This is a genomic window from Peribacillus sp. NPDC096448 (assembly GCF_044762675.1).
Taxonomy (GTDB): domain Bacteria; phylum Bacillota; class Bacilli; order Bacillales; family DSM-1321; genus Peribacillus; species Peribacillus frigoritolerans_B.
This window is the reverse complement of record NZ_JBIWEU010000029.1, coordinates 13,310-34,993: the sequence shown is the minus strand read 5'-3', so window position 1 is coordinate 34,993 and position 21,684 is coordinate 13,310. Positions and strand designations below refer to the sequence as shown.

General features: G+C 40.7%; 22 protein-coding genes and 11 tRNA genes. 3 read left to right on the top strand and 30 right to left on the bottom strand.

The features are described from left to right. Positions 1 to 96 precede the first annotated feature (96 nt). From ACIQ0C_RS25620 to ACIQ0C_RS25565, 12 genes are all read right to left on the bottom strand, one after another. Positions 97 to 170 (bottom strand) — tRNA-Gly (locus ACIQ0C_RS25620). A 33-nt stretch (positions 171 to 203) separates the two neighbouring features. Beyond that, positions 204 to 280 (bottom strand) — tRNA-Pro (locus ACIQ0C_RS25615). A 7-nt stretch (positions 281 to 287) separates the two neighbouring features. After that, positions 288 to 364 (bottom strand) — tRNA-Arg (locus tag ACIQ0C_RS25610). A gap of 18 nt (positions 365 to 382) precedes the next feature. Continuing rightward, positions 383 to 468: transfer RNA gene (locus ACIQ0C_RS25605), tRNA-Leu, on the bottom strand. A gap of 59 nt (positions 469 to 527) precedes the next feature. Further along, positions 528 to 609 (bottom strand) — tRNA-Leu (locus ACIQ0C_RS25600). Between the two features lie 9 nt (positions 610 to 618). Continuing rightward, positions 619 to 694, bottom strand: a tRNA-Lys gene (locus ACIQ0C_RS25595). Between the two features lie 10 nt (positions 695 to 704). Further along, positions 705 to 779, bottom strand: a tRNA-Gln gene (locus tag ACIQ0C_RS25590). 78 nt (positions 780 to 857) lie between these two features. Next, positions 858 to 933, bottom strand: a tRNA-Asp gene (locus tag ACIQ0C_RS25585). A 25-nt stretch (positions 934 to 958) separates the two neighbouring features. Next, positions 959 to 1,030, bottom strand: a tRNA-Glu gene (locus ACIQ0C_RS25580). Positions 1,031 to 1,049: 19 nt separating this feature from the next. Continuing rightward, positions 1,050 to 1,140 (bottom strand) — tRNA-Ser (locus ACIQ0C_RS25575). A gap of 8 nt (positions 1,141 to 1,148) precedes the next feature. Then, positions 1,149 to 1,223: transfer RNA gene (locus tag ACIQ0C_RS25570), tRNA-Asn, on the bottom strand. Between the two features lie 132 nt (positions 1,224 to 1,355). Next, positions 1,356 to 1,835: a SprT family protein gene (locus tag ACIQ0C_RS25565; protein WP_403065320.1), complete on the bottom strand. Its 480-nt coding sequence runs from the start codon at positions 1,833 to 1,835 to the stop codon at positions 1,356 to 1,358. Between the two features lie 83 nt (positions 1,836 to 1,918). On the opposite strand from ACIQ0C_RS25565, the gene cmpA reads away from it, so the two are divergent. After that, entirely contained in the window at positions 1,919 to 2,038 is a 120-nt protein-coding gene (cmpA, locus tag ACIQ0C_RS25560; RefSeq protein ID WP_089364909.1) for a cortex morphogenetic protein CmpA, read from the top strand. A 74-nt stretch (positions 2,039 to 2,112) separates the two neighbouring features. Here the strand turns inward: cmpA and ACIQ0C_RS25555 are convergent, their stop codons facing one another. The 14 genes from ACIQ0C_RS25555 to acpS all read right to left on the bottom strand — a co-directional run bounded on the left by ACIQ0C_RS25555 (position 2,113) and on the right by acpS (position 13,454). Continuing rightward, the gene (locus ACIQ0C_RS25555; protein ID WP_403065317.1) at positions 2,113 to 4,296 is read right to left on the bottom strand and encodes a Tex family protein; all 2,184 of its coding nucleotides are present in this window, start codon (positions 4,294 to 4,296) and stop codon (positions 2,113 to 2,115) included. A 92-nt stretch (positions 4,297 to 4,388) separates the two neighbouring features. Continuing rightward, positions 4,389 to 5,000: a PP2C family serine/threonine-protein phosphatase gene (locus ACIQ0C_RS25550; RefSeq protein WP_402843728.1), complete on the bottom strand. Its 612-nt coding sequence runs from the start codon at positions 4,998 to 5,000 to the stop codon at positions 4,389 to 4,391. Then, complete coding sequence (gene sigB / locus ACIQ0C_RS25545) at positions 4,997 to 5,785, bottom strand: RNA polymerase sigma factor SigB (RefSeq protein ID WP_402843725.1); 789 nt, start codon at positions 5,783 to 5,785, stop codon at positions 4,997 to 4,999. Before sigB ends, ACIQ0C_RS25550 begins: the two co-directional genes overlap by 4 nt. Continuing rightward, on the bottom strand, positions 5,763 to 6,236 hold the full coding sequence (rsbW, locus tag ACIQ0C_RS25540; RefSeq protein ID WP_034306366.1) for an anti-sigma B factor RsbW: 474 nt from the start codon (positions 6,234 to 6,236) through the stop codon (positions 5,763 to 5,765). The genes sigB and rsbW overlap by 23 nt, the downstream gene beginning before the upstream one ends. Next, positions 6,233 to 6,565, bottom strand: coding sequence for an anti-sigma factor antagonist (locus ACIQ0C_RS25535; protein WP_403065314.1), 333 nt, complete (start codon positions 6,563 to 6,565; stop codon positions 6,233 to 6,235). The genes rsbW and ACIQ0C_RS25535 overlap by 4 nt, the downstream gene beginning before the upstream one ends. 59 nt (positions 6,566 to 6,624) lie before the next feature. After that, positions 6,625 to 7,635, bottom strand: a complete 1,011-nt coding sequence (locus tag ACIQ0C_RS25530) for a PP2C family protein-serine/threonine phosphatase (RefSeq protein ID WP_402843718.1) — start codon at positions 7,633 to 7,635, stop codon at positions 6,625 to 6,627. 9 nt (positions 7,636 to 7,644) lie between these two features. Next, on the bottom strand, positions 7,645 to 8,046 hold the full coding sequence (locus ACIQ0C_RS25525) for an anti-sigma regulatory factor (protein ID WP_034306373.1): 402 nt from the start codon (positions 8,044 to 8,046) through the stop codon (positions 7,645 to 7,647). Positions 8,047 to 8,049: 3 nt separating this feature from the next. Continuing rightward, a complete protein-coding gene (locus ACIQ0C_RS25520) occupies positions 8,050 to 8,406 on the bottom strand; it encodes an STAS domain-containing protein (protein WP_048682053.1) in 357 nt (118 codons plus the stop codon). Between the two features lie 2 nt (positions 8,407 to 8,408). Beyond that, positions 8,409 to 9,236, bottom strand: a complete 828-nt coding sequence (locus tag ACIQ0C_RS25515) for an RsbT co-antagonist protein RsbRA (protein ID WP_054398282.1) — start codon at positions 9,234 to 9,236, stop codon at positions 8,409 to 8,411. 413 nt (positions 9,237 to 9,649) lie between these two features. Then, complete coding sequence (locus tag ACIQ0C_RS25510) at positions 9,650 to 10,000, bottom strand: type II toxin-antitoxin system PemK/MazF family toxin (RefSeq protein WP_034306610.1); 351 nt, start codon at positions 9,998 to 10,000, stop codon at positions 9,650 to 9,652. A gap of 7 nt (positions 10,001 to 10,007) precedes the next feature. Then, positions 10,008 to 10,289 (bottom strand): CopG family ribbon-helix-helix protein, encoded by a 282-nt coding sequence (locus tag ACIQ0C_RS25505; RefSeq protein WP_034306380.1) that lies wholly within the window; start codon positions 10,287 to 10,289, stop codon positions 10,008 to 10,010. Between the two features lie 160 nt (positions 10,290 to 10,449). After that, entirely contained in the window at positions 10,450 to 11,634 is a 1,185-nt protein-coding gene (alr, locus tag ACIQ0C_RS25500) for an alanine racemase (RefSeq protein ID WP_403065311.1), read from the bottom strand. A gap of 223 nt (positions 11,635 to 11,857) precedes the next feature. Next, complete coding sequence (locus ACIQ0C_RS25495) at positions 11,858 to 12,862, bottom strand: LolA family protein (RefSeq protein ID WP_402843710.1); 1,005 nt, start codon at positions 12,860 to 12,862, stop codon at positions 11,858 to 11,860. Positions 12,863 to 13,103: 241 nt separating this feature from the next. Further along, positions 13,104 to 13,454 (bottom strand): holo-ACP synthase, encoded by a 351-nt coding sequence (gene acpS, locus ACIQ0C_RS25490; protein WP_403065308.1) that lies wholly within the window; start codon positions 13,452 to 13,454, stop codon positions 13,104 to 13,106. Positions 13,455 to 13,561: 107 nt separating this feature from the next. Here acpS and ACIQ0C_RS25485 point away from each other — a divergent pair, with 107 nt between their 5' ends. After that, positions 13,562 to 14,152: a rhomboid family intramembrane serine protease gene (locus ACIQ0C_RS25485; protein WP_402843704.1), complete on the top strand. Its 591-nt coding sequence runs from the start codon at positions 13,562 to 13,564 to the stop codon at positions 14,150 to 14,152. Positions 14,153 to 14,178: 26 nt separating this feature from the next. Here the strand turns inward: ACIQ0C_RS25485 and ACIQ0C_RS25480 are convergent, their stop codons facing one another. The 3 genes from ACIQ0C_RS25480 to cshA form a co-directional block, all read right to left on the bottom strand. Further along, positions 14,179 to 15,642 carry a PH domain-containing protein gene (locus ACIQ0C_RS25480; RefSeq protein WP_403065305.1) on the bottom strand — a complete coding sequence of 488 codons (1,464 nt, stop codon included), beginning with the start codon at positions 15,640 to 15,642 and terminating at the stop codon, positions 14,179 to 14,181. Then, positions 15,635 to 16,108: a PH domain-containing protein gene (locus tag ACIQ0C_RS25475; RefSeq protein ID WP_402843700.1), complete on the bottom strand. Its 474-nt coding sequence runs from the start codon at positions 16,106 to 16,108 to the stop codon at positions 15,635 to 15,637. Before ACIQ0C_RS25475 ends, ACIQ0C_RS25480 begins: the two co-directional genes overlap by 8 nt. A gap of 210 nt (positions 16,109 to 16,318) precedes the next feature. Continuing rightward, positions 16,319 to 17,818 carry a degradosome RNA helicase CshA gene (cshA, locus tag ACIQ0C_RS25470; protein WP_048682025.1) on the bottom strand — a complete coding sequence of 500 codons (1,500 nt, stop codon included), beginning with the start codon at positions 17,816 to 17,818 and terminating at the stop codon, positions 16,319 to 16,321. A gap of 1,222 nt (positions 17,819 to 19,040) precedes the next feature. Between cshA and ACIQ0C_RS25465 the strand changes: the two genes are divergently transcribed. Beyond that, positions 19,041 to 20,192 carry a PP2C family protein-serine/threonine phosphatase gene (locus tag ACIQ0C_RS25465; RefSeq protein ID WP_403065302.1) on the top strand — a complete coding sequence of 384 codons (1,152 nt, stop codon included), beginning with the start codon at positions 19,041 to 19,043 and terminating at the stop codon, positions 20,190 to 20,192. Between the two features lie 49 nt (positions 20,193 to 20,241). On the opposite strand, the gene ACIQ0C_RS25460 is transcribed toward ACIQ0C_RS25465, so the two are convergent. Beyond that, the gene (locus ACIQ0C_RS25460; RefSeq protein ID WP_403065299.1) at positions 20,242 to 21,624 is read right to left on the bottom strand and encodes a UDP-N-acetylmuramoyl-tripeptide--D-alanyl-D-alanine ligase; all 1,383 of its coding nucleotides are present in this window, start codon (positions 21,622 to 21,624) and stop codon (positions 20,242 to 20,244) included. Positions 21,625 to 21,684: the final 60 nt, after the last annotated feature.

Sequence of the window (21,684 nt, the reverse complement as noted above, 5' to 3'; positions counted from 1 at the left end):
AAATGTTTGACTTGCTCATTTGCTTTTTTGATAGTGTGTGCTCACTTAAAATTTAACGTTGGCGCTTTGTTTTGTTCAGTTTTCAAAGAGCAATAATGGAGCGGGTGAAGAGAATCGAACTCTCATCATCAGCTTGGAAGGCTGAGGTTTTACCACTAAACTACACCCGCATTTAATTTTAAAGTATTTTCAGAAAGAAATAATGGTCGGGAAGACAGGATTCGAACCTGCGACCCCTTGGTCCCAAACCAAGTGCTCTACCAAGCTGAGCTACTTCCCGTAAAATATGGTGCGCCCGGCGGGAGTCGAACCTACAACCTTCTGATTCGTAGTCAGATGCTCTATCCAATTGAGCTACGGGCGCTAATTTCTATGATGTTATTGGTGCGGCCGAGAGGAGTCGAACCTCCACGGGGTTTCCCCCACTAGGCCCTCAACCTAGCGCGTCTGCCATTCCGCCACGACCGCGAAAGCGACTTTATAAGTTTAACACCTTTTCAACTTGATGTCAAGAAGAAAAATATCAGTGCGGGTGAAGGGACTTGAACCCCCACGCCTTGCGGCGCCAGATCCTAAGTCTGGTGCGTCTGCCAATTCCGCCACACCCGCGAAAATAAATGGTGAGCCATGAAGGATTCGAACCTTCGACCCTCTGATTAAAAGTCAGATGCTCTACCAACTGAGCTAATGGCTCTAAATAAAAATGGCTGGGCTAGAAGGGATCGAACCTTCGCATGACGGAATCAAAATCCGTTGCCTTACCGCTTGGCTATAGCCCAATAATCAAACACTAATTAACAGCCAGGATAATATTATATCACGATAATATCAGTTTGGCAAGTGTTTTTTTAAAAAAATGGCGGTCCCGACGGGAATCGAACCCGCGATCTCCTGCGTGACAGGCAGGCATGTTAACCGCTACACCACGGGACCAGTATTTTGATTATGCACAAGAAAGTGACCCATACGGGATTCGAACCCGTGTTACCGCCGTGAAAGGGCGGTGTCTTAACCGCTTGACCAATGGGCCTTGATATAAAATATGTGACTGGCGGAGAAGGAGGGATTTGAACCCTCGCGCCGCTTACGCGACCTACACCCTTAGCAGGGGCGCCTCTTCAGCCTCTTGAGTACTTCCCCAAAAAAAATGGCTCCGCAGGTAGGACTCGAACCTACGACCGTTCGGTTAACAGCCGAATGCTCTACCACTGAGCTACTGCGGAATAATGAAAATTGGGTTCCTTTTTCACGCTCAAGGACCTTAGTGTTTGTCGTTAAGGACAAGTTGTTATCTTGTCGACTCTTATGATTATATAGAGGTTGCAACTTAAAGTCAAGAGTTCTTTTGTGTTTTTTTATTTTTTTGTTTTTTGCTCCTTAAACCCTTGGTAAATCAATGTTCCACGACATTTACCACAAACGAAACGGGTAGTGTCGATTCGTTTTTTCCTTATATATACCTGCTGACAGTCTTCACATTTATATTGAATTGTATTCATCTTTTTCTTTAATTGGTTAGATGGCAGCGTCTCGCAAAATCTCGGTGCCCCCACTTTTTTGAGTAAATGCTTAAAGTCCGCATCACGATGCTGGTACCCCTTCTTCTCGATGTGCAGATGGTAATGGCACAATTCATGCTTAATGATTCCAATCATTTCTTCCACACCGCGTTCATCAAGATACTTCTTATTGATTTCTATATTGTGTGAACGGAGCAAGTATCGTCCTCCTGTTGTCCGGAGACGCGGATTAAAACTCGCTTGGTGTCTAAAGGCCTTTTTAAAGTCTTTCAACGAAATTTCTTCTACTAGTTTTTGCAATTGACGATTATCCATTTCCCCCTCCCTTTCCTTGGTAACATGACAACCCATTATAACATAGACTAATAATACAATAGGAAACTAAGGGAGGAAAAGCTATGCCTAATTGGTTCCAGAATCAAATCCGCAAAGCCTTTTATGAAAAGGATTATTATCAAGTGAAGATGTTGAATCAATGTTGGTTTTTTTATCAAAAGAAAGAAAGTCTCAGGTTATAGATTCGACATTGTTCCAAATATAAATACATCATTTCAAAAAAACCCCTTCTAATATAGAAGGAGCTTAACATAGGCTAGTTTTGATCCTTTGGCTCGAGCATCGTTAAAGATACCCTTTGCTTTTGGGAGTCAACAAGTTCGACCCAAACCGCTACAACATCCCCAACGGCAACTACATCCAATGGGTGCTTTACAAACCGGTTGCTCAGTTTAGAAATATGCACCAGTCCATCCTGTTTAACACCGATGTCCACAAACGCACCAAAATCCACAACATTCCTCACTGTACCTTGTAACTCCATCCCAGTTTGCAGATCCTCCATTTTTAGTACATCCTGCTTAAGCAGCGGTTTTGATAACTCATCCCGAGGATCTCTTCCCGGTTTCATCAAATCATCGATGATATCTTTGATCGTAATTTCTCCAATTTCCAATTCATTGACCAAATCAGCAGGATTTAGCTTACCTAACTCTTCATTCAGTGCATCACTGCCTAAATCCTCAGATGTGAATCCCATTTTCTTCAATAATTTATTCACGGCACTGTAGTTTTCAGGATGTATCGCAGTTTGATCTAAAGGTTCATCTCCATTAATGATACGTAAGAACCCTATACATTGTTCATATGTTTTGGCACCAAGCCGGGGAATCTTCTTTAATTCCTTCCTGCTTTGAAATTTCCCTTCCACTTCCCTTTTCTTCACAATATTTTGAGCAACCGATTTTGATAAACCAGCTACATATTGTAAGAGAGACGATGAAGCGGTATTGACATTAACACCCACCTGGTTAACAGCTGTTTCCACTACAAAGGTGAGGGATTCCGTTAACTTTTTTTGAGACACATCATGTTGATACTGGCCTACTCCCACCGATTGCGGATCAATTTTTACAAGTTCAGCAAGGGGATCTTGAAGCCTTCTGCCTATCGAAACGGCGCTTCTCTGTTCTACTTGAAGATCCGGAAACTCTTCACGGGCAATATCCGAGGCTGAATACACACTGGCTCCCGCTTCATTAACAATTATATATGAAATGTTCCCTTTCACTTCTTTTAAAATATCTGCAATGAATTGCTCTGATTCACGTGAGGCCGTACCATTGCCGATTGCCACGATCTCAACTGAGAACCGTTGAAGTATTTCGATCGTTTTTTCACGGGCAGCATGAAGTTTCGCAGCAGGAGGATGCGGATAGATTACACTGATATCGAGTACCTTTCCGGTTTCATCAATGACAGCAAGTTTACAGCCAGTCCGATATGCCGGATCTAAGGCGAGGACCACTTTTCCTTTAAGCGGAGGCTGCAAGAGCAGGTTCCGGAGGTTTTCAGAGAAAATGTGGATAGCTTGATCTTCCGCTTTTTCCGTCAGCTCTTTTCTGATCTCCCGCTCTACAGAAGGCATGATCAAACGCTTGAGTCCATCCTCAATCGCAGATTCAAGAACAACTTGGGCTTCAGATTTATTATTTTTAATGATTTTACGTTCCAGATGACCAATGATGACTTCAGTCCGAGGCTGAATGGAGATTCGCAAAACCTCTTCCTTTTCACCTCTATTCAGCGCCAATACCCGATGTGGTACGATTCTTTGAACCGGCTCCTCATATTCATAGTACATTTCGAAGATTTTTTTCTCGTCCTTCTCTTCATTTTTCACAGTTGAAACCACTTTTCCAGCTTTGAAAATTTCAGCCCTTATCCACTTCCTTAATTCCGCATCATCGGAAATATGTTCAGCTATGATATCCTGCGCACCTGCAATAGCCTCTTCAATAGAAGGAACTTCTTTTTCTGCCGATATGAATTCAGCTGCTTTTTCACTGACTAGAGGATGCATTTGACATTCCAAAAGCCAATTAGCCAGTGGTTCAAGACCCTTTTCTTTAGCAACTGTCGCTTTCGTTCTCCTTTTTTGTTTGAATGGCCTGTATAAATCCTCGACTTCCTGCAGTTTTGTTGCCTTCTCGATTTGTTTTGTTAATTCTTCCGTCAATTTCCCCTGTTCACCAATCGAACGCGTAACTTCCGCTTTCCTCTGGCCAAGGTTTTCTAGATAGTTCCATCTTTCCATAATGGAACGAATCTGCACTTCATCAAGTGAACCCGTCATTTCTTTTCTATACCGTGCGATAAAAGGGACAGTATTCCCCTCTTGCAGCATCTGTATGACGTTTTGGACCTGATGATTTTTCAAAGTCAGCTCATTGGATATTTGTTTTATCAATTCTTTTAATGTATCTTCCACAACGATCATTTTGTATACCTCCAACCTTTTGATCTAATATATATAGTCTAGCAAATGAGCGATGAAGTTGCGAATTCAATACAAAAAAGCTCACTTCCGAATTATGGCGAAAGTAAGCTTCCTAAAATGAAAGTTGTATCATCTGCAGTTAATGGACTGCTTTTTAATATGCATTGGGCGTTCTTATCGATAGGGACCAGCCTTTTTAAAAAAGACTTGGCTCCCTTAAGTTCCAAACCATCGGAATGAAGAATGAATTTCGCATTTGGTTCATATTTGTATCTCTGCGTCCTGTATTTTTGTTTCCTGCCGGATAAATACCCTGTAACAGGTAAAGGGTAAACGAGTTTATCGTCGCTTGGATTATACAGGAAAAAGCGGATGTTACCCACCGAACTGTATACAAATTCATTCTTGTCATAAAAGATCTTCAAAATGGAAACGGCTGCCCCCCGTTTATCGACTAAAACTTGATTGCATACTGCCATTAGTGCTTCCACATCCAACTCATGATTACGTTTAACTTCCTCAATGACGGCATGGGAGGAATCGTATGCGTTTTTCCCGCTGCCTAGACCATCTGCCAGTACACACAAAAAATATTCTTCCGTATGAAGAAAATAGTAATCATCACCACAATAAACCATCCCGTTTTTAGACGATTGAGAGACAAGGACTTCTATTTTTTCTCCCCTCAAAATATCTTTGATCACTGAATTAACTCCGAGTTTTCAGCATTAATGGCTTCTTGAAGTTTCTTGATCGCGCGGCGTTGGAGCCTTGACACATGCATTTGGGAAATCCCAAGTTTATCGCCCGCTTCTTTCTGGCTTAAATTCTCTAAATAAGTATGTTGAATGATCATCTTTTCACGGTCACTCAGCACATGAAGCACCTTTTCAAGCACAAGACGCTGATTCACCTTTTCAAAACCTTCATCAACATTTCCGAATATGTCAAGCAATGTGACAGTACCGCCATCAGAATCCGCCTCAATAGAATGATCCACGGATAAAGCTTGATAGCTTTTTCCCATTTCCATCGCTTCTAAAACTTCTTCTTCGGTCACGCCTATACTATCGGCTATTTCATCTATTCTTGGTGAACGATGCAGAGTTGTCGTTAATTCCTCGACAGTCACCCTGATTTTCGGACCAAGTTCCTTAATTCTCCTTGGCACATGGACACTCCATGTTTTGTCACGAAGGAACCTTTTGATTTCCCCGATAATAGTGGGGACGGCAAATGCCTCAAAGCTCTTACCGAAAGATTCATCATAGCGTCGAATCGCACCTAATAAACCAATCATGCCGACTTGGGAGATATCCTCCTGAAATGATTTACCTTTCGCATACTTACGGGAAATTGTTTCAACCAAACTTTTATAATGGATGACCAGTTTACTCTGTGCTTCTTCATCTTGATTCTGCTGGTAAGCTCTGATCCATTCATTTACCTGTTCTCTTTGTGCCTGATTAGGTTGAGACTGTTTTTGCATCCATCTCCACCTGCTCTCCTTCTAAAAACTTAGTCATAAATACAGTAACCCCATCATGCTGATGAATTTTCACATCATCCATCAGAGTTTCAATAAGGTAAAGACCCAAGCCTCCTTCTCTCAAAAGTTCGACCTTTTGCCCATTTTCATATGGACCCAGCCCTTGACGAACCTCTTCGAAATTACAGCTCTTGCCACTATCGGAAACCATGACCTCCAAACGGTCAGGATAAAGGCCGAAACTTACTTTCACTTCACCTTTTTCAGAATCCTTATATGCATGCTGTACCGCATTTGTACAAGCCTCACTGGTAGCGATTTTCAAATCCTCTATTTCATCATACGCAAATCCCATCCGGCTCCCTATTCCAGAAAGCGTTAAACGAATGACACCGATGAATTCTGGTTTTGCAGGTATTTTCATTTCGATGTAATCATATACTTGACTCATTCTAACCCACCCTCTGTACCACTTTTTATATCAATGATATCTGCAAGACCCGTTATATCAAATAAACGTCGTAACCTTTCCGATAAGCCAACTAATGTGAACTCACCATTATGTGCCCTTACGCTTTTAAAAGCACCGACAAATACCCCAAGTCCCGTACTATCCATATACGAAACTTCAGTTAGATCAATAGTTATCGAAACATTTGCCTGCTCTGAAATCGGAAATAGTGATTCCCTTAATTTCGGTGCAGTGTAGGCATCGATTTCACCTTTTAGTTTTACAATAAATTCAGTATTCAATTCATTAACATCTACTGTTATATTCATCCTTGACCCACCTCTTCAAATCCTCTTCATTCCTATATCTATACCCAGCAGAAACAATACTAAACATTCGATTTTAAAATTATTAATGTAAAATCATCCCTCAGTTGAAAGTTCTGCATTTTCTCCAATTGTTTATATATATTATTCACCATTTCCTGGGCTTGCAAATGCATATTCTTTTTAATGAAACCAATAAGCGTTTCCCTTTCTATGAACCCATCATTCGTCCGGCACTCCGTTACTCCGTCAGATAATAAAATGATCATGTCTCCACGATTCACCTTTTTTTCATATTGGCGATACCTTGTTTTTTTATCGACTCCAAGCAACAAGCCCTTTGCATCCAAATCGCTAAACGTACCTGTTGCGGCATCATAGTAAAAACCGGGTTCATGTCCGGCTGAAGCATAGGAAAATAACCTATCATGCGGATCATATAAACCATAGAACATGGTTATGAACATACTTGGATCAACATTATGCTCCACAACACGGTTCAAACTCTCAAGCACACTATTCGGTTCATGACGATGCTCCGGAAGACTGTCCATCGCATATTTGATCATCGACATGCATAATGCAGCAGGGATCCCTTTTCCTATGACATCGGCTATCCCTACCCCTATTCGTTCATTTTCATCCTGGACGAAGTGATAGTAATCCCCGTTCATCTGCCTTGCCGGAACACTGATCGCTCCAATTTCAAGAGCTTTGATATCAGGTATTTCCGTTTCCAAAAGAGTATGTTGAACGTTTGCCGCTATCTCGATTTCCGTTTTCAGTTCCTGCTGTTGATGCCTTAGGCTTTGATGTTCACGGTATGCAATGCCGTAGCCCATCATGACTTCAAGCAGGAAGTCGAAAGAATCCAATACTTTTCCCGGTAATTCCGGGTAAAGTTCCATTAAGTTATTTTTATGCATACTGATGATTTCTTCTGGAGATATATTGTATTTGATATGTAGGCGGCTAATCTTTTGCCCTTGGTAGAGTGCCTGCTCATTTTGGTCTTTAAGATAAGTAGAAAGCGCCTCATGATACTTTTTCTCCATGTTCTCCCTAATATCCATAGTCCCCCCCTAACGGAGCCATTTCGTAGCGATAATCTTAGTCCCTTCACCTGGTATCGATTCAATATCAAAGTCATCCATTAAACGTTTGGCTCCAGGAAGGCCTGCCCCCAGTCCCCCTGAGGTGGTATATCCATCTTCCATGACTCTGCGGATATCCTCAATTCCCGGCCCTTGGTCATCTGCAATGATTTTCAATCCTGACTTCCCATTTATATTTAGCTTTTCTATGCTAACACTGCCTTGTCCAGCATATAGGTATATGTTTCGGGCCAATTCGCTAATGGCCGTTGTGATCCTGGCCTGGTCTACAGTACCGAACCCCAACTCTTTAGCGACATTTCTTCCGAGCTGCCTTGCAGCTACGATGTCCCATTCATTTATGATTTTTACGCAGGATTGGAACTCCATTCTTTAATCCCCCAATTCCTGTTGTAATTTCTCCAGGCCTTTCTCTAAGTCTAATGCTGTCAGAACATCATCGAGACTAATTCCAAGTTCAATTAATGTTATTGCAACAGCAGGCTGGATTCCCGTAATTACAACTTTGGCCCCCATAAGCTTAGACATGCTAAAGACATCGCCTAATACCTTCGCGATAAAAGAATCAATAAAATCTATTGAGGTAATATCTATAACAACGCCATTCGCGCTTGTTTCATGAATCTTATGCAGTAAATCCTCTTGAAATTGAAGGGCTGTCACATCATCCAATTCCCACTGTATAGAGACTAACAAGCAGTCATAAAGCTTTAATATCGGAATCCTCATTCTTATCCCTCCACCTTTACGATCTTACGGCTCGTTAATTCCAACGCAACTTCTATCCCTTTTTTCAACGTATTTTTTGTAATCACTTCATTTAAATTAATTCCAAGATTAACGATGGTTTGAGCTATTTCAGGGCGGATGCCGCATAGTATACATTTTGCACCCACTAATCGGACTGCTTCCGCAGCTTGAATGATATGATGGGCAACCATGGTATCCACGACCGGCACGCCCGTAATATCAATAAGAACAACTTCAGATCTATGCTTAACCACGCCAGTCAACAGGTTTTCCATTATCTGTTTGGCACGTTCCGTATCAATCGTACCAACCAGCGGCATTACCGTAATTCCTTCCAATACAGGAATGAGCGGTGCCGAAAGTTCTTGCAACGCTATTTTTTGCATGGAAACGGTTCTTTCCCATGTTTGAGTATATATATTGACTATTTCATTATTTATCGGTGTGGCCCATTTATCCAAATGGTTAACGAGATTGACTTGATTATCAGGAGTAACGAGACCCTTTTCCACCATTCCATTAATGACAATTAACGTGAATTTATGAAGTCCTTCATTGACGAAAGTAAGAGGCCATCCCAATTGGACGACTTTCTCGGCAAAATCTGAAAGCTTCAATGTGAATTCCTTGTTTTTACTATCAACGTTGGTGATGATCATATCTATAAATTCACTGCTCGTTTGCGTGAACATTCGATCTGAGACGACTTTAATTAATCTTTCGTCCGTACTTTCCTTCATGATGCCCATCCACTCAGTAAGGATGTAATCTTGATTTTGCTTAATAAAATCGTAAACCAATTGATTCATAATATCCTCCCATTCTAACACAATTGCTATGTTTCCCTGTCCACGTCACAAGGATGTTAACTAACTGTAATGTTATTTCCATTTGGATTCCCTTTAAGTTTCCCCACTACACTTTTGCTTTTTTAGGTATTTACAACATAACTACATACCCGGAATTCAGGTAAGAAAAACATAAATTAATGAAAAGTTAGGGAGATAACATAAAAAACAATGACATTCCATCCAATATCTAACTGTATAATGTTTTTATTCGTCAAATTTTTCATATTTCCTCCCTGTTTACCTTTTGGACATATGTTTATGTTATTTCATAAAAAAACACGATTCCCACAGTTGCAGGAATCGTGCCATCTAAATAATATCAAGAATGATTTGTATTATAATAACGCCCGGTTTTACGGGGAAAATTTTCTTTAAAACTCAATGAGGCCTAAACTGATTTGCAAAGCTTCATTGACTTTTTGCATCATCGGTTCGTCAAGATGCGTAATTTTATCAGTTAAACGCTGCTTATCGATAGTCCGGATCTGTTCTAATAAAATGACGGAATCCCGTTCGAATCCGTACTTTTTTGCATTAATCTCAACATGTGTAGGCAATTTCGCTTTTTGAATTTGAGCTGTAATGGCTGCCACGATCACAGTCGGACTAAAGCGATTACCAATATCGTTTTGTAAAATTAGTACCGGACGGGTCCCACCCTGCTCTGAACCGACTACCGGGGAAAGGTCTGCGAAGTATACGTCACCACGCTTAACAACAATCAATGGCTCAGCCTCCGCTAACTAATCGTTCAACGCAATGACCAGCCTCGAATTCAGCCTGGAAGGCTTCAGAAGCAATCGTTAAATTAATGGCCGCCATTTCAATATAACCGCGTTTCATCGATTCACGAAACTCTTTCTTTTTACGTTCGCGAAGATACATTTTTGTGGCACGATAAATAAATTCACTGCGATTAACATTTTCCTCACTCGCATACCCATCTAACTCTGTTAAAAAATTTTGAGGTAATCGAATTAATATCTCTCTTGTTGCGCTGGATTCAGACACAAACATACACCTCCACCATCACTACACACCTTTATTATATATCCTTTTCAATATTACCATTAAAATCCCTATCTGCAAAGAGTATATTCTATTCTCAATCCTATTATCAGCATAATAAAGGAAATCTTATTCACAATCTTAGGATTTTTTTACAATCCGCTCATTCCAAAATGAAGTTGCGTACATGATTCACCTGATTGTCTTTAATATATATGCGGGGCACTCTTGCTCCTATCATGCATGTTACCTCATAGTTGATCGTTTCCAGTTTTGCCGCTATCTCATCGACAGTAATCGATTCTTCCCCATCAATCCCCATTAGTGTGACCACTGTTCCTACAGGGTATGGTCCAGGCAGCTTGATCATGCATTGATCCATGCAAATCCGTCCGACTATGGGTACTCTTTTTCCATCCACAAGAACTTCCTGACCTTGCAGCTTTCGGATCCAGCCGTCAGCATAACCGATTGGCAAAGTCCCAATCCATTCATCACCTTCAGCCGTATAAGTCGCTCCATAACTAACGCTTTCACCCTTGGCAAGCTGTTTAACCGCGACCATTTCCGTTCTCAATGATATAGCTTGTTTTAATGGAAATGGCAATATCGGCTTCATCTCCATGGAAGGACTCAAACCATACATGGAAATTCCCATTCTTATTGCATTCCATTCAGAATCGGTGAACCTTAAAGAAGCTGCACTATTAGCTGCATGAATATATTCCGGCTTTCCAGTCAATTCGGAAAGCATTCCTTTAAAGAAAGCAAGCTGCGTTTCATAAAAGTCTGTCTTCATTTCATCCGCAGTCGCGAAATGAGTGAATATCCCTTGGAAATTGAAACAAGCTTCCCTCTTAAGCAAACTTTCCACTTTCATGAGTTGACCTTTATCCCGAACGCCGATTCTCCCCATGCCGCTATCCACTTTTACATGGATTTGCAAAACTTGTCCCGGTTTCAACAAATCCTTTGCCTTCTCCAACCAGGCTACATCGAAAACCGTCACGGCAATCCCATGCTCGGCAGCAAGTGCTGCACTTTCAGGCCTAGACGCCCCAAGTACAAGAATCGGGGCCAATATTCCCTTTTTCCGTAAGGCAAGAGCCTCATCCAAAAAAGCTACACTTAAAAAATCCGCCCCTGCATCAAGCGCCGTTTTAGCCACTTCATAGTCCCCGTGGCCATAAGCATTCGCTTTAACGACAGCGAAAAGACTAACGCCCTTTCTCAGTCTTTTTTTCATTGAAGAAATATTTTCAAAAATATTATCTAAATTTACTTCTGCCCACGTATCTCGATGAAATATTTTCGTTTCCAAGACCTTTTCCTTCTTTCCTACACTCACAATAAGATTCTTCCCAGTAGCGAAGTTTTCGTTTCATTATAGGACCATTCTATAACCAACCGCTATAAAGATAAAGTGCTTTTTCACCTTGATCCTAATTTCCCAGCTGCCAGCCTAAATCAAAAAATGGATTAAAAAAAATGTCAACAAGCCGCTTCCCCGCCTATCCTACCTAGAAGAAACCTTCGTAAGGAGACGGGAAACATCAGCTTGTTATGTAATCCTATTTGACTGGATCTTCCCCAACCGAACGGGCAACTTCTATCATTTCTTCCTGTGTCAAATCCTTTGATGCAAGCATATAATCGACACCTTCAAAAGTCCATGCAATCGTATTTCCCGTCATGGCCCCGACAGTATATCCCAAATCAACAGGTTCTCCATTCACATTCGTCGAAACGGAAGTTTGAACTACCTCAGCTTTTTCCTGAACTAATGTAAAACTTTTTGTACCCTCATAGGTCAAAACGACACGTTCTCCCTTTTCCGTCGTAATTTCTTTTTCTTCCGTTAAATTCATATCACCGACATTTTCAGGGTATTTCACAGCAAACCCCTCATTTTGGACTTCTGCCATAACGGGCGCTTCAAGTTGTGCACTTGTCATGTTTTTCTTCATGTCAAATGAATCTTTATCAAAAGTCGTATCGAATTTAACTTTTGAGAATTCAACAAGAACCAACGCGGTCTTATCAGGGTCCATGACTTTTACACTGACTGGGGATAAATCCTTTTTGTTTATAGTAATCTCTTGATATGGCAACATTTTATTGTTTTGGTAGCGCGTTTTCGTTTCAAAGACATAATGTTTATCCGTTTCTTTATATGTCGCACTTTTATCTTCCGTAATGTCTTTCACCAACGACTCGAACAAATAGGCCTGACTGCTGTTCTCCGGCCACTCGCTTTGAAATTTAAAACTTTTATTCAAAGCTGGCGTCAAAACATATACACCATCATCATTTTTCAAAATCATCTGGCTTTGATCCTTCTCTTCATTTTTCAGATTTACGCGGTAAAAAGAAGGGTCCTTATGCCAAATCTCCACATTATACACTTGAGGTTCCGTCCCCATCTTTAATGTCATCTTCGCGTTAGCTTTATATCCTTTCATTTCGCCAAGCTTCTCATTCAATTCACTCACTACGTCACTCTGCGATTTTTGGCCGCAAGCAGAAAGAGCAAGCAAGAGCATGATCCCTGCAAAAAGCATTAACATCTTCTTCATCTTTTCAACCCCTTTTTGTCATTTGAACGTAAAAGGGAGAGGAAAAGGCAGGATCCGGACATTGGCTCGACTGATGTCTTTGATTCCTCAGTATTTTAGACAGACCAATTCTCGATCCGGCTAAAAACTTATCGAGAGCACCTACTCTGCCATGTACCTTTTACCGGGCCTTGTCTCCCTATAGCACTAAATGTATATGAGACAACCTCAAGGTTTATGACCCGATTGGACAAAACTCCTTTCACCCTTCAATTACGACTTGAGCAACCGCATAATCCCTGCTGTGGCTAATCGAAAGGTGGACCCCTTCAGAAAAAGGCTTTGAAATCACCGGCTTTCCTTTATCATCCGAGATGATTTCAATGTCCAAAAAGGATAAGTGCTTACCTATCCCTGTACCGTTTGCTTTTGAAAAAGCCTCCTTTGCCGCAAAACGCCCAGCAAAATACTCGATCTTCCTTCTTCCATTTAACTTTTCGAAAATCAAGATTTCACTATCTGTCAATATACGCTCCTTTAAACGGGGCTGCCGATTGATCAATGTTTCCATTCTATCCAACTCAGTAATGTCCACGCCAATACCTTTAATCACTTTGACACCTCTTCTATTAATTTAATAAGTTGCATATCATTAGGAGGACTCTTTTACCTGAAAATGATAATATTGTATCTAATTAAAAACGATATAAGGAGGAATTTATGTTTACAAGAACAGAAAGCTTCCGCGAATACGCAAATTCTTATCGAGCTGTAACTGTGCTCATACTCATTATGATGATTGTATTCGTTCTCGTCCTTTTCCCCATACTTCCCGGTAATGTACTCTTTTATTATGGCACAGGTGTGAACTTATACATTGCTGATGGACAATGGTGGCGCTTGATCACCCCCATCTTTCTACATAGCACGTTTACACATTTACTGTTTAATGGATTCTCACTTGCCATATTTGGTCCATTCCTGGAGAAATTACTTGGAGCCGTCAAGTTTTCAATCTTCTTTTTATCGACAGGAATCCTTGCCAATATCGCAACTTTCCTAATTAACCCACTGACATATAACCACGTAGGTGCTAGCGGAGCAATTTTTGGTTTACTCGGATTCTTTCTATACCTTGTACTGTTCAATAAAACCAATTTTACTAACAACGAAAGAAATACAGTATATACATTGACCGGCATTGCCATTATCATGACTTTCATTCAACCGCAAATCAACGTTGTCGGTCATTTGGCTGGACTGGCAACCGGCTTTTTGACAGCTCCTTTATTCTTACGAAAAAAATGGTAGGCCAAACAGCCGACTCTTCCTTTCAATCATTGGGAGTCGACTGCTTTTTTAGGTAAATACCATGATTTAATTATTAGGCAATCCTTTTCTTCCACATCAGCAACCATGCCTACCCGGGAGGTAACTCCTGATTTAATCGATGCTGAAATAGTGGCTAATTCTTTTCGATTCTGAAACCAACTTTTTTTATATGTGATTGATTGAATTCTGCTTCTTTGCATGATCAATGTTTGCTTCGAGAAAAAACGGCTGCTCAATAACAATAAATCCCCTTCTATGGTCCATCCTGCATCTCTATATTGCATGTAAGCCCAATAAATCGCCAACGGTACAAGCAAAAGGGAAAAATAACCCCAAGGTCTGAAAAACCATACCAAGGCACCGATGATCGGGATGAGGAATAGAAACTTATGAAACACATACCGGGAAAGTGCACGCTTGGGTATCGGTGTCATCTCCGTGTCCGTTTCATAAACCGGTAAAATTTCCAGGATTTTCTTTCGTAAATGCTTCTTCCTGATTAAAGGGAACAGCATGATGGAAAGACTTTCTTTATCTTCCATACTCCCACCCGCATATTCAATATAAACCGTCGCCAATCCCAATGGCTTTCGAATCAAATTTTCCATGATCCGGATACCTTGAATTTTATGGATAGGGATTGTCAGCCGCCTTTTCTCTAGAAGCCCCCTGGAAATGACGATTTCCTCATCCGTTTTTATCACGGTAAAGGAAGCGTATTTAATTACCATACTTAATGTGGCCAGTACATAAACCACCAATAAAGCCACAAGGGCAAACAAGGTCAGAATGAAGGTCCCCATTTCAATAAAATCTTCATAATCCTTAAATATCCTCTCAAAAGGTATCATTTCATCGAACTGTGAAATGAAAGCGACTGCCCCGGATAGGAAGACACCTACCGCTCCCGAAGTGGCAGCCATAACGAATAGTTGCGGCAGCGTCTGCTTAAAAACGGAAGACGATTTTGCCGCATATTCATTATCCGCGATTTCATCTTCATCCTTATCAAAAGGATTATTCGCATTTTTTTCCTCACTTATAAAAGCATTGATTCGATCCGCATCACTTTTGCTTATGGCTGATAATACGGCATCAGCCTGAGACCCGCCTGCCGTTTCAATATTCACCTTCACCAGGCTGAATACCCTCTGGATAACGCCCTCTGATATATCTATGCTATGAATCCGATCAAACTTAATATACCGTTTCTTTCTTACAAATACCCCGGACTCAATTCTGAATTCGCCCTCTTCTATCCGATATGTAAAGCGTAACCATTGCAAGAATGCATTTCCTATAATTAAAAGTATAATAATGGCTATGACCAGAGGTTGTATCCATCCGGGAATTCCTTCATTATTCCCCGGAATGACGACCACTAATAAAAAAGGGATGACTAACTCCTTAATCGATTTAATAATGTTAAGCAATACAGCTATGGGGTGAAGCCTTTTAGGTTCAGACATCTTCTTCCTCCACACTTGCCATTCTGGAAATATAGTGCCGCAATTCATCTGCCTCAGCTAGATCCAGGGCAGGGATAACATGAAGGGTAGCTGCAGTGGAAATTTCAACGGATGCTAAATCATATTTTCTTAATAATGGCCCTTGCTTCGTTTCAACATGCTGAACCCTAATCATGGGTATGAGTGTTCTTTTTATGACGAAAATACCACTTTGGATATCAATTTCGGTATTTCTTACTTCGTAACGCCATCTCTTCCATTTCACCGATGGAATCAGAAAAATGGCCAGATAGGATTGGATAATCGAAATTATGATCAACGCTCCGAACACCCAATATGTCCAATCAAAAATGATTGTAAGCACGAGTACGGCGATGCTTATTATCCAAGTTATTGAACAGCTTATAAGTCCACTGATTTTCCATACGGTCAGGGCCTTATTCGATATACGATTTTCTGGTTCCATGTGCTTCTCCTCTTCCGGACAGGTAATTTTAAATGAATCTTCATCATCAACCCTTCGCTTTCATCAATTATACTATAATTAAATGCTGGGAAATAACCCCTTTTTAAACAAAGGCTTTGAGCAGTCCATCCAAAAACCGTGGATACCTTCATGAAGAATTGGAGATGCACATAAAAAATGCCGCTCAAATGAGCGGCATTCCCAATTCAATTAAATCTTATTTGTTTTTTCTCTTTTTTGGCTCGTGCTGCGGTTACCGTAACCATTCGATTTACGGTTCGTGCTTGGGCGTTTCCCTGATCCGCTACCGTAATCTTTTCTGCCTGAAGAACTGCGGCCATTGCGCTGTCTGTTACCAGAAGATCCGCTGCCTCCGCGATTGCGACGCATAGGAGATGGAGATTCTTCCGTTAACTTGATAGGCGTTTGATCCGGTTCTTTTGTCATTGATTTAAGCATGGCTGCAACTAAATCCGCTGCGCTATGTTTTTGCAATAACTCTTCCGCTTGACCGAGGTATAAAGTTAAATCCTCATTCTCGATTGTATTAAGGATTTTTTCCGTTACTGCTTTTTGTTGACCTTCCAACGCTTCAGTTAACGTAGGAGTCTTAAGTTTCTCCATACGTTTTTTCGTTGTATGTTCAACTGCATGCAGTTGGCCTCTTTCTCTTGGTGTTACAAACGTAATGGCTATACCATGTTTACCTGCACGTCCTGTACGTCCAATACGGTGAACGTAGCTTTCCGGATCTTGAGGGATATCAAAGTTGTATACGTGAGTAACGCCGGAAATATCAAGTCCACGTGCAGCCACATCGGTAGCAACGAGTACATCGATGCTGCGGTCTTTAAACTTTTTCAATACAGAAAGGCGTTTTGCCTGGCTAAGGTCACCATGAATCCCTTCAGCCATATAACCGCGGATATTCAATGCAGATGCCAATTCATCCACACGGCGTTTCGTACGTCCGAAGACGATGGCAAGATCCGGTGTTTGAATATCGAAAAGGCGTGCAAGTGTATCGAATTTTTCACTTTCTTTTAACTCCAAGTAATATTGTTCGATACGGTCCACTGTCATTTCTTTTGCTTTTACACGTACAAGAACGGGTTCCTGCATGAATCTTTCAGCAATTTTACGGATCGGATCAGGCATTGTAGCTGAGAAAAGCAATGTTTGCCTTTCATCCGGAACCGTTGAAAGGATTAATTCGATATCCTCAATGAATCCCATGTTAAGCATTTCATCCGCTTCATCAAGAACTACAGTGTGAACTCCGCCTAATTTAATATTTTTACGTTTGATATGGTCTAAAAGACGACCTGGCGTACCAACGATAATATGTGGTTTTTTCTTTAAAGCACGGATTTGACGGTCGATGTCTTGTCCACCATAAACTGCAAGTACACGAGCACGTTTTCCGTAACCAAGCTTGAAAAGTTCCTCGGAAACTTGAATGGCCAGCTCACGTGTAGGTGCGATGACGATCCCTTGCACGTTTTCGTTATTAATATCGATGTTTTCCATCAATGGAATACCGAATGCTGCTGTTTTACCTGTTCCTGTTTGCGCTTGACCGATTATATCTTTACCTTCAAGTGCTAGAGGTATCGTTTGGGATTGAATCGGGCTCGCTTCCTCAAATCCCATTTTTTCTATTGATTTCATGGACGTTCTATCTAATCCTAATTCGCTAAACAATGTCAATGTTTTCGTACTCCTTTTTATATCGTAAATTTACACGTGCATATCATGCACAGATGTTTAGTTCAAATCCTCATCATCATGACGGATGTTCTACTTTATCTCTTAATAAAAAGTTTATCATTATCACCTAAAAGTATCTGCCTTTTAGTTCAAATGAACTCAATATGATTTTTTAAAAAGGAAATATACCAGTACGGACATTCACTGGCATTTTTAACTTCGCGCACGTGTAAACTTATCATTAACATACGCTCATCTTTTTAAAAGTACATGTAACCAAAATTAAATTCAATATGGAAAATTAAAAGTAGCATAAACGGGTGTTTGACCGTTTTATTCAGGTGAGGGCTGCTGCACCTATTATTCATCAGACTTAAAAAGGCTGTATGAACAAAACTTGACGAGAGCCAAGATTCTTATACAAAACAGGCCCGGTGCGTTGAGGATTTGCAGAAGTGGAAAAGCGCAAAATGCGGCTTGATTCCCTAATAGCTACTAAAGCCGCCAAGAGATGCAACTTTTATATATGACCAGACGCGCGGCCTATTTAATCTAAAATAATCTCAAGAATTAACTCATGAAACATGTAAGAACATACAATTTTGTTGCCTCAACCTGATTAATTTAAATAATCATCAATGATAAGACATTTAAACTCATACTCATATTACCATTTTCAAACTGTTAATGCAATAAAGGATATCGCCCCATTCATAGTTACTAAAAACTTTAGATCGTTTCAAAAACTGGGAAATTGGATATCACCACCTGATAATCGTGCAGCTGATTTATTCAACAGGATTACCTTAGTTACTATATCCTATCATGCGTAAGTGGATTCAGACTGTACACGACAGTTGGCTTCAGAAACCCAGTTAAAGGATTTAGTAACTAGTCCTGTTTTAAAATCACGGTCCGGGATAGACCATTCCAAACCATTTACTGTATCCATGTAAATTTTTTTTACAAAACGAACATCCATTTATATATCATATGAGTTTAAATCAAATAGTTTCAAAAAACAGGAAGGATTAATTCTAATGATAACACCCTTCCACGGTACCCCCGTTGGAAAAAGAAAGGACTTACCATGAACCCTCTTTGGATTTCCAGGTATATGGGATCATTTAAATTTAGAAAATTCCATCTTTTTTCTTAAAAATTATAGCAAATTAATCTAAATGCAGTATGATTGACCTATCAACAAATCAACGGGGGTTATATGAACATATTCACAATAGATGTTCCTTTATGTAAGGATTTTGGTCGAATCTTAAAGAAAATGAACAAGAAAGTCACCTTTTTGGAGGATCCACTCAATCAAAGTCATCTATTCAAAGATTCAACGGACTTAATGAAATCATTATTTATTTTGCCTTTAAACATATCAAAAGATTCTTGGCAGCAAACTTCTTTATTCGCTTTAGCTGAATCTCACGAAATCCCTATCTTATTTCTTTACAAACGCGCTTTAGGAATGGAGCACCCTCTGGCCTTACCGGAAAAGACCTATTATGACACCATGGCGGTCCCTGCCGATTCAGTAGAAGTCAGGATTAAATTAAAGTCACTCAAAAACATCGGCATGCAACTGTTTTCGGCAAAAATGAAGGGGCAACAGCTTGAAAAGATGCACCAAAAAACAGCAAGGAGCCTGCGGATTGCAAAGGGCATTCAACTTTCAAGTTTACCTTTGTCGATCAATAATGAAGATATAGAGGTCAAAGGTCTTTTTCAGCCTTCGAGTGAGCTGTCAGGCGATTTATTTTACTGGACGGAGGTTGATGACAGGATATACGGCTTCATAATGATCGATGTATTCGGAAAGGGCATCCACACAGCACTTATAAACATGTCCATACGCACATTGATCCCCGACCTTATCAAACGTGTAAAAGACCCTATTTTCATAACAGAGGAATTGGACAAACATATGCGGGACCTATTTCAAGGAGTTAATCGGGAAAACAAAAACCACGCTCGGATTACAGCCTTCATCGCATACGTGAATACAAAGGATCGACTCATCGAATATGTGAACTACGGACTTCCTTCAGCCTTTTTGTATTCCCCACGCACCAATCAAGTTCTCAATTTAAACGAAGGGGCCACCCCAAGGGGACTGATCCCCGAAATGCCCATAAAAAAAATGGCCTTTCATTATGAAGCAGGAAGCCGTTTCATCATCTATACAGATGGGCTCTCTAAAACGCCCACACCTTCCGCCATTGACCGATCTGACAGTATCCAGAGGGAATTCATTGAAAATGTCCATCTCGATACAAATGACCTTCTTCAGGAACTGTTAGCCTCAAGGATGAGGCATTCAGTGATTAACGATGACATCTGCATTATTGCCGGGACACTTTTTTAAGCACGATAAAAGGGCCGTTTCAAAAAGAAACGGCCCTTTCTATGTTTTTTTATTTTTGTAGAGCTTGAACGACTTCCTCCAGCTTCATGCCCCTGGAAGCTTTAACGAGTATGATGTCATTTGCCTGTGTGGACGACTTAAGTTCCTCTATAAGCTCCTGCTTATCTTGAAAAGGACGAACCTGATCCGATGAAAAAGACTTGCTCGCTCCCTTGGCAATAAACTCGGCTAAAGGACCATAAGTGAAGATCTTATCGATCCGCTCATTGGAAATTAATTCACCAATTTTCAAATGAAAATCTTTTTCCTGCGGCCCTAACTCCAACATGTCTCCCAATACAAGGATTTTTTTATCGAATCCAGATAATCCCTCAACCAACTCCACTGCTGCCTTAACTGAAGTTGGACTGGCATTATATGCATCATTGATGATTTTCTGCCCTTTTGCGCCTTCAACCAATTCCATCCTCATATTGGTTAACTGAATGGTCGATAGACCTTTACGGATTGCTGAATCATCCACATTGAATTCTTTAGCGACCAAGATGGCTGCCAACGCATTAAGAACATTATGATGGCCTAAAACAGGAATCTCATAACTGATCTCCTTATCACCTCTTGCGATTGTAAACGCGGTACTGTCTGCCCCTTGGCTAATGGTCTGTGGATATAAATCATTTTGTTCCGTACGTCCAAAAGATATTACGTTTAAATCAGGAAAATCCTTTTTGATCCGATTGCGAAGCAAAGGTTCATCACCATGATAGATCAGCGTTCCATCTTTCGCCAAACCTTCAACAATTTCCAACTTCGCATTCGCGATTTCCTCACGTGATCCTAAATCCAATAAGTGTGATTCACCAATATTGGTAATGATTGCTACATCAGGTTTAGCCATTTTGGATAAAAACTCGATTTCACCACGGCTGCTCATTCCCATTTCCAAAACAGCCGCTTCAGTATCCTCTGCCATAGAGAGCACCGTTAGTGGTAAACCTAAATGATTATTGAAGTTTCCATTTGTTTTATGAACCTTATAGGTAGTGGCCAGCAGCGCAGCCGTCATATCTTTCGTAGTGGTCTTACCGTTGCTGCCTGTTATCCCAATGACTTTCATATTCAGCTGTTGACGGTAGGAACGCGCCAATTGCTGAAGTGCTTTCTCGGTATTTTCGACAATGATTATCGGTAAATCTTCAGGAGGATTCGGAACATCCCTTTGCCAAAAAGAAGCCGCAGCCCCCTGCGCTAAAGCTTGCTTGACATACTGATGGCCGTCAACCTGCTCACCCTTAAGCGGAATGAACAAACATCCTTCCTTAACCGTTCTTGAATCAATGGTAACTCCATTAATTACTTTGGACTGGAATGGACTGATATCATTCAATCCCTCTGCCATTTCATGTACTTGTTTTAACGTTCTCTTTATCATTTTGTTCCTCCTACATTCATCGAACCGTTAATCGCTCTCCATTAACCAAACGAAGCAGAA